This window comes from Mesotoga sp. HF07.pep.5.2.highcov (genome assembly GCF_003666285.1).
GTDB classification, from domain to species: Bacteria; Thermotogota; Thermotogae; order Petrotogales; family Kosmotogaceae; genus Mesotoga; species Mesotoga prima.
The window spans coordinates 1-5,641 of the sequence record NZ_JFHJ01000571.1 but is presented as its reverse complement, the minus strand read 5'-3'; the positions used below and the strand labels follow the sequence as shown (position 1 = coordinate 5,641).

The 5,641-nt window shown below is 47.9% G+C and carries 4 protein-coding genes and 2 pseudogenes; 2 read left to right on the top strand and 4 right to left on the bottom strand.

Going from position 1 to position 5,641, the window contains the following annotated elements; translation table 11 throughout:
- The 4 genes and pseudogenes from BG32_RS12055 to BG32_RS12040 form a co-directional block, all read right to left on the bottom strand.
- Positions 1-271: pseudogene (locus BG32_RS12055) on the bottom strand (DNA recombination protein RmuC); the annotation flags it as partial.
- A gap of 223 nt (positions 272-494) precedes the next feature.
- Positions 495-1,127 (bottom strand): corrinoid protein, encoded by a 633-nt coding sequence (locus tag BG32_RS12050; protein ID WP_006490121.1) that lies wholly within the window; start codon positions 1,125-1,127, stop codon positions 495-497.
- Positions 1,128-1,195: 68 nt separating this feature from the next.
- Entirely contained in the window at positions 1,196-2,254 is a 1,059-nt protein-coding gene (locus BG32_RS12045; protein WP_121526902.1) for a nitronate monooxygenase family protein, read from the bottom strand.
- A gap of 132 nt (positions 2,255-2,386) precedes the next feature.
- A complete protein-coding gene (locus BG32_RS12040) occupies positions 2,387-3,868 on the bottom strand; it encodes a DUF2779 domain-containing protein (protein ID WP_006490118.1) in 1,482 nt (493 codons plus the stop codon).
- Between the two features lie 260 nt (positions 3,869-4,128).
- Here BG32_RS12040 and BG32_RS12035 point away from each other — a divergent pair, with 260 nt between their 5' ends.
- Positions 4,129-5,187, top strand: coding sequence for a uroporphyrinogen decarboxylase family protein (locus tag BG32_RS12035; RefSeq protein ID WP_006490117.1), 1,059 nt, complete (start codon positions 4,129-4,131; stop codon positions 5,185-5,187).
- Between the two features lie 33 nt (positions 5,188-5,220).
- Positions 5,221-5,641, top strand: a pseudogene (locus BG32_RS12030) (vitamin B12 dependent methionine synthase); the annotation flags it as partial.

Sequence of the window (5,641 nt, the reverse complement as noted above, 5' to 3'; positions counted from 1 at the left end):
ACTTGTCGTTTGCCTGTCGAATGAAGTTTTCAGTACTGGAATTCAAAACGTCCGAGGAAATCGCTTTGAAAGTTGATTCAAGTTCCTCCTTCGCAGAAGTCAGCCACTCGAGCTTCTCATCTCTATCCGAGACATCCCTTTCGAGATCCTTAAGGCTGAACTGTAGCTCCTGGTTCTTCTTGATGCTCCGGGATAATCTTCTAACTGATGCAATCGCGAAGAGAAAGGAGATCAGTGTAACTATCGACAGAATTATCAGGGCGATAAGCATACTTAACCCTCCATCCGTAACGAGACGGTCTATCCGCCATCAAATAAAAACCATACAAAACAAATAAACGAATGAATACCTAAATATTATAACAATTCATCTAGCTGCCATCAAAACAGGCAATAAAGCTTGAAAGAGATGGAAGCGGGAAATAATTCCTTTTCTTCGTCTTCTCCAGCAGTTAGCTTTCGATCCTCATCAAGAGAAGAAACCACTGAATCACTCAAGAAACGAGTCTTCTTGCCAGTTCGACCGCTGCCGAGCTATCTGGAGAATAGCCGTCTGCCCCGATCTCCTCGGCATAGGTCTGGCTGACAGGTGCCCCGCCTATCAAGACCTTCACATTGTCACGAATTCCTGCCTTCTTAAGTTCTTCAATCACTCTGGGCATATTCAGCATGGTGGTTGTCAACAGGGCTGAAATCACAAGAATATCGGGCTTCGCACCCTTGGCTGCCTCAACGAACTCTTCGGGCTTCACATCGACTCCTAAATCTATTATCTCGAAGCCCGCTCCCTTGAGCATCATGCAGACGAGGTTCTTTCCAATATCATGGAGATCTCCTTCTATGGTACCTGCGACTACCTTCCCGATCTTCTTGACCCCTCCGCTTACAAGAAGCGGTTCGATAAGGTCCATACACTGGTTCATCGCTTTGGCGGCAACAAGGACCTCGGGAACGAAATACTCGCCCTCCCTGAAGAGCTTCCCGACTTCGTCCATGCCCGGGATAAGCGCACCATCAAGGATTTCCTTCGCGCTGAGTCCTTCCGCAAGAGCCTCTTCAGTGGCTACCTTTGCCTCTGCCGGCATTGTCTCGATTATCGCGTTCCTTATCTTCTCCAGACTTTCCATCTTCAACCTCCCGCAGGTCTTATATGTTCAAAGAGCTAGTATTGAAAAGCGCAATGAAAAAGATTACTTCAGCACTTTTCTCCAAAGAGTCTATCTATTACCTTTTTCACGGTAGTGATACCGCTTATTCTGTGTACCTCGCTTCCGCAAAAGGCAAACCCGTTTTCGAGATCTCCCTTGCAGGCATTCAATAGTGCCTCCGCAATGCAGTAAGGCGCTTCCCTATAATTACATGTCTTTATGCATTGATAGGCGCACTTGAAGGGCTTTCTTTTACCATTTTCGACATCTTCTATAAACTTGTTCCTGATTGCTCTTCCTGGCATTCCCACAGGACTCTTGATTATCGTGACATCTTCGCTGCGCGCATCGACAAATGCCTGCTTGAACCTGTAGTCTGCATCGCACTCTTCCGTGGCAACGAAGGCCGTTCCCACTTGAACAGCAGAAGCTCCCAGCTTGAAGACTCTCTCGACATCATCCCTGTCAAATATGCCCCCGGCAGCTATCACATGTATATTCTTCCCGGTATCAAGTTTTACTCTTTCAACAAACCTTCTAATTTCAGGTAACGTCTTCTCCAGCGAACTCTCTTCGGAAAAAATCTCCTCGACTCTGTATCCGAGGTGACCGCCCGCCTTAGGTCCCTCCACAACGAAGCCGTCGGGGACGTATCTGTACCTGCCAAACCATCTCTTGAATATTACGGTCGCGGATTTCAGAGATGAGACCACAGGAATGATAGCCGTCTCCGATCCTTCTTCGAGATAAGAGGGAAGATCTAGAGGCAGTCCTGCGCCTGAGACGATCACGTCTATCTTCTCCTTCACGGCCGTTGCCACCATCTCTGCGTAGTTTGTGAGGGCCACCATTATGTTGACTCCCAAAACCCCTTTTGTCTTCTCCCTTGCCCTTCTTATGGTATTCCTGAGGCCATCGATGCTTGCCTGCCTGAAGTTGCTTCTGTAACCTTCAACCGTCATACCTATACCTGCCGTTCCAATGACCCCTATTCCACCTTCATTAGCAACGGAAGCGGCCAGGTTGTCCAGAGATATTCCTACGGCCATTCCTCCCTGAATTAGCGGAAGCGATGTTTCATGATTCTTTATCTTGAAGACTTCTATGTCGTCACATCCTCTCGATGCCTAAAGTGTGCATGATTCATAATAACCTAATTTGATGACCATACTATTCTACTTTGAAAAGAATTCGATTAAGTCGTCTGCCGATTACTCTTTTATCCATTTGCACTATCCTTACTCCGATGAAAGATCGCAGAGAAACCTGTGAATCTCCACCATCGCCAGTGTATCCATCTTGCAGTACTCAAGCATATCTCTTCTTATTTTTTCTATCTCTGACTCTCTGTAATTTCCAAGAGCCATGTTCACGAAAACATATCTGGCATCGTCACCGTTGTGTATAAACAGTCCCTCATAACCAACACCTTCCACTAGTGCAGGAAGAAGCCTTTTGATCGAGAAGCTTCCGCCGAAGTCGGGATGATATATATGGTTTTTCACAAGGAGTTCTGAATCTACAAATATCTCCGAGAAGGATATGAGCTGTTCTGAAAGCTCCGGAAAATCTTTGTATCTGTTAGACAGCCATCTCAGAATATTCCTCTCGACGGAAGCATGGTGTGCCATAAGTGTTCTGCAGTCCTTGAGGTCTTCAACCAGTCTTTCGGCTAGCAGAAGACTCTCATCCCTCGAAGGATTGTCGAAGAGAAACTCCCTGTGTTCCAGGACGCCCGAGACTTCCCTTCGAATGTGCAGTGAATACTGATAAGGAATACCCTCGTAGGGAGCCAGTCCATCGTACAGGGGGATAACTGAGGCGGCGGTCTCGAAATCGAGATAACCTATTGGATACTTGAAACTGTTCAGCTTTTCTCGCAGTTCTTCTGGTTCGTCAAACACAATCCTTCCTTCTTTAGCTCCGCGAAAGACCCTCTGCAAAAGGGGTTTGTCGCCGAGTGCCTCTTGCGGAAGCTCTTCTAGATAGAAGTATCCCCTTTCGATCAAAGCGTCTGTCTTGTCGGCACCCAGTCTGGGAAGCTCAAAGATGCTAAGTTTTCTTTCCAGGCCGAAGCATCTTCTAAGATGCTCGCAGTCCCTGCATTTGTATCCCAGCGAACCGGAAGGAATCAATGTTGAAGTCAGGATAACTGAGGCAGGTTCGAGTTTTGCCTTTATCTCACTTTTCTGAGCCGAGACCTCGTCCGTAACATCTATGATCTCAAAGAGCTTCCGGTCCTCGTCGCCCTTGCGATACATCCTTGAGACCATTATCAAGCAGGTTCTATTGACTCTGTGACCCAAGCTTTCTATGACAGATACCGTGTAAGAAAGATCCCTTATGTAGTCCTTTGTGTTCGATGAACCGGCAAGGCTGGACTTGACCTCGAAGACATCCAGTAACTCGCCCTCTTTTATCACAACATCGGCCCTTGAGACGAAATCGCCGCTGATAAAGGCAGGCTCAAAAAGAGTTACGGATTCCCTATCGCCGATAATCCGTTCGGTTATAAAGGTGGCCTCAAACGGATCCAGTTCCTCTATCAGAATGCCTTCAGGAAAGAGACTTCTCGCCCTTCTGCCGACATCAAGGCCTTCTTTCATCCTGAAATCCTCTGCTATGGTCGGCCTGAATTCCCGGAGCTCATTCCTCTCGATCCATCCCCTGACAGGGCAGTAATCGTACTCTAGAAAAATCTTTTTAGTAATAAGTCTCACCTGGCTTCACCTCGAGGCATTAAGAGAGTTGAATGCGGGACATCAGACTCATCTCATGATGATTATAACAGTACCGACAGGCCCGATTTTCAAGCCTTGTTTCGAGCCCTTATTTTTTCCGCAACTGCAGGTACGCATTCGTCGAGGCTTTATTTGAGATATGGATTGATGCTAGAATGCTTTTGATGAACACCCGATACACTTGAATCTGATCGGAGCTTCAGAAGTTTTGAGCCTTTGGAAAAAATGGGGGGATCTAGTTGAAACCGGCACCCGATTTTTCAGTGATTCTGGACGTCTTCAGGCGTAACGGAGAACCTTGCAGAGTTCCTTTCTTTGAGCTCTTTGCCGACGATGAGATAATGGAAGAAGTGATGGGCTACAAACTGGCCAAAGTAGAAGAAGATCCCGACAGGTACTTCGACCAGCTGGTCGGTTTCTACGATGAAATGGGATATGACTATGTTCCCTTCTATCAGGCTCCCCGCTTTCCCACTCCCGATTACATCCATGGTGAGGACACGGCCACTTACAGGAGAGAAAGCAGGAAGTGGATGAACGAAAAGGGTGGGCCGATTAAGACCCTGAAAGACCTCCAGGAAGCGGACTGGCCGAAGCCAGAGGAAGCTGTTGATTTCGACCTTTTCCGTAAGCTGGGAGACCACCTTCCGGAAGGAATGAAAGTAGTTGGAGGGGCTTCCGGTGGCCCATTTGAGCACTCCAGCTTCCTGATGGGTGTCGAGAATCTCTCTATGGCCGTTTACGAGGATCCCGAGCTGGTCAACACTCTCAACGAAAAGATCGGCAATGTTCTGGTCGGAGCCGCGAAGATAATCTCTTCGATGGAATGTGTAGGCGCCTACTGTTTTGGAGACGATCTCGGATACAAGACATCGACCATCTTCTCTCCGAGACATCTCAGAAGACTGGTCTTCCCCTGGTACAAAGAGATAGCGAGTGTGGTACATGCGAACGGTAAACCTTTTGTTCTTCATAGTTGCGGAAACTTAACCACTGTGATGGACGATATCATAGACGCCGGAGTCGATGCAAAACACTCTTTTGAAGACCAGATAATGCTTGTTCCCGAAGTGAAGAGAAGATGGGGCAAGAGAATTTCGATCCTCGGAGGAATAGATGTCGATTTTCTATGCCATGCCTCCGTCGAGCAAGTCAGGAGTCGGACACTCGAGACTCTCGAACAATGTGCTCCGGGAGGCGGGTATGCTTTGGGCACGGGCAACACCGTCGCCAACTACATCCCGGTGAAAAACTATCTCGCAATGCTGGAGGCCGGAAATGAATTCAACTCTCGCTAGATACTTTGAACCGGTTTCCGATTCGGTCGGTTCATGATAGAACGCGAGAAAAACATTTCAGTCTTGAAAGGCATACCTTTCGAAATAGATGAGGCTTCGCTTGGTGAAAGCCTGCGGATCAGAGCCGGTTCTGAGGAAGAGGCTGCTTTCAAAGAGCTCGTCGAGAAAGCCCGTGGGACTGCAAACCCAAAGGCAATCTACAGGACCTGCTTCGTCGACTGTGTTACCGGCGACGAAGTTACGATAGACGGGGTTCGCTTCGAGAGCCGTCTCCTGTCGAAAAAACTCCATTCGGTTGGCAGAGTCTTCCCGTTCGTCATAACTTCCGGACGAGAACTTTACGAGTACCCGCTCGATCGCGCAGACTTTCTGAAGATCTTTCTCTGGGATAGCTTGCTTGAGCATGTACTCCATGAGGCAGCCGAATTCATGAGAAGGGAGATTTCAAGGAACA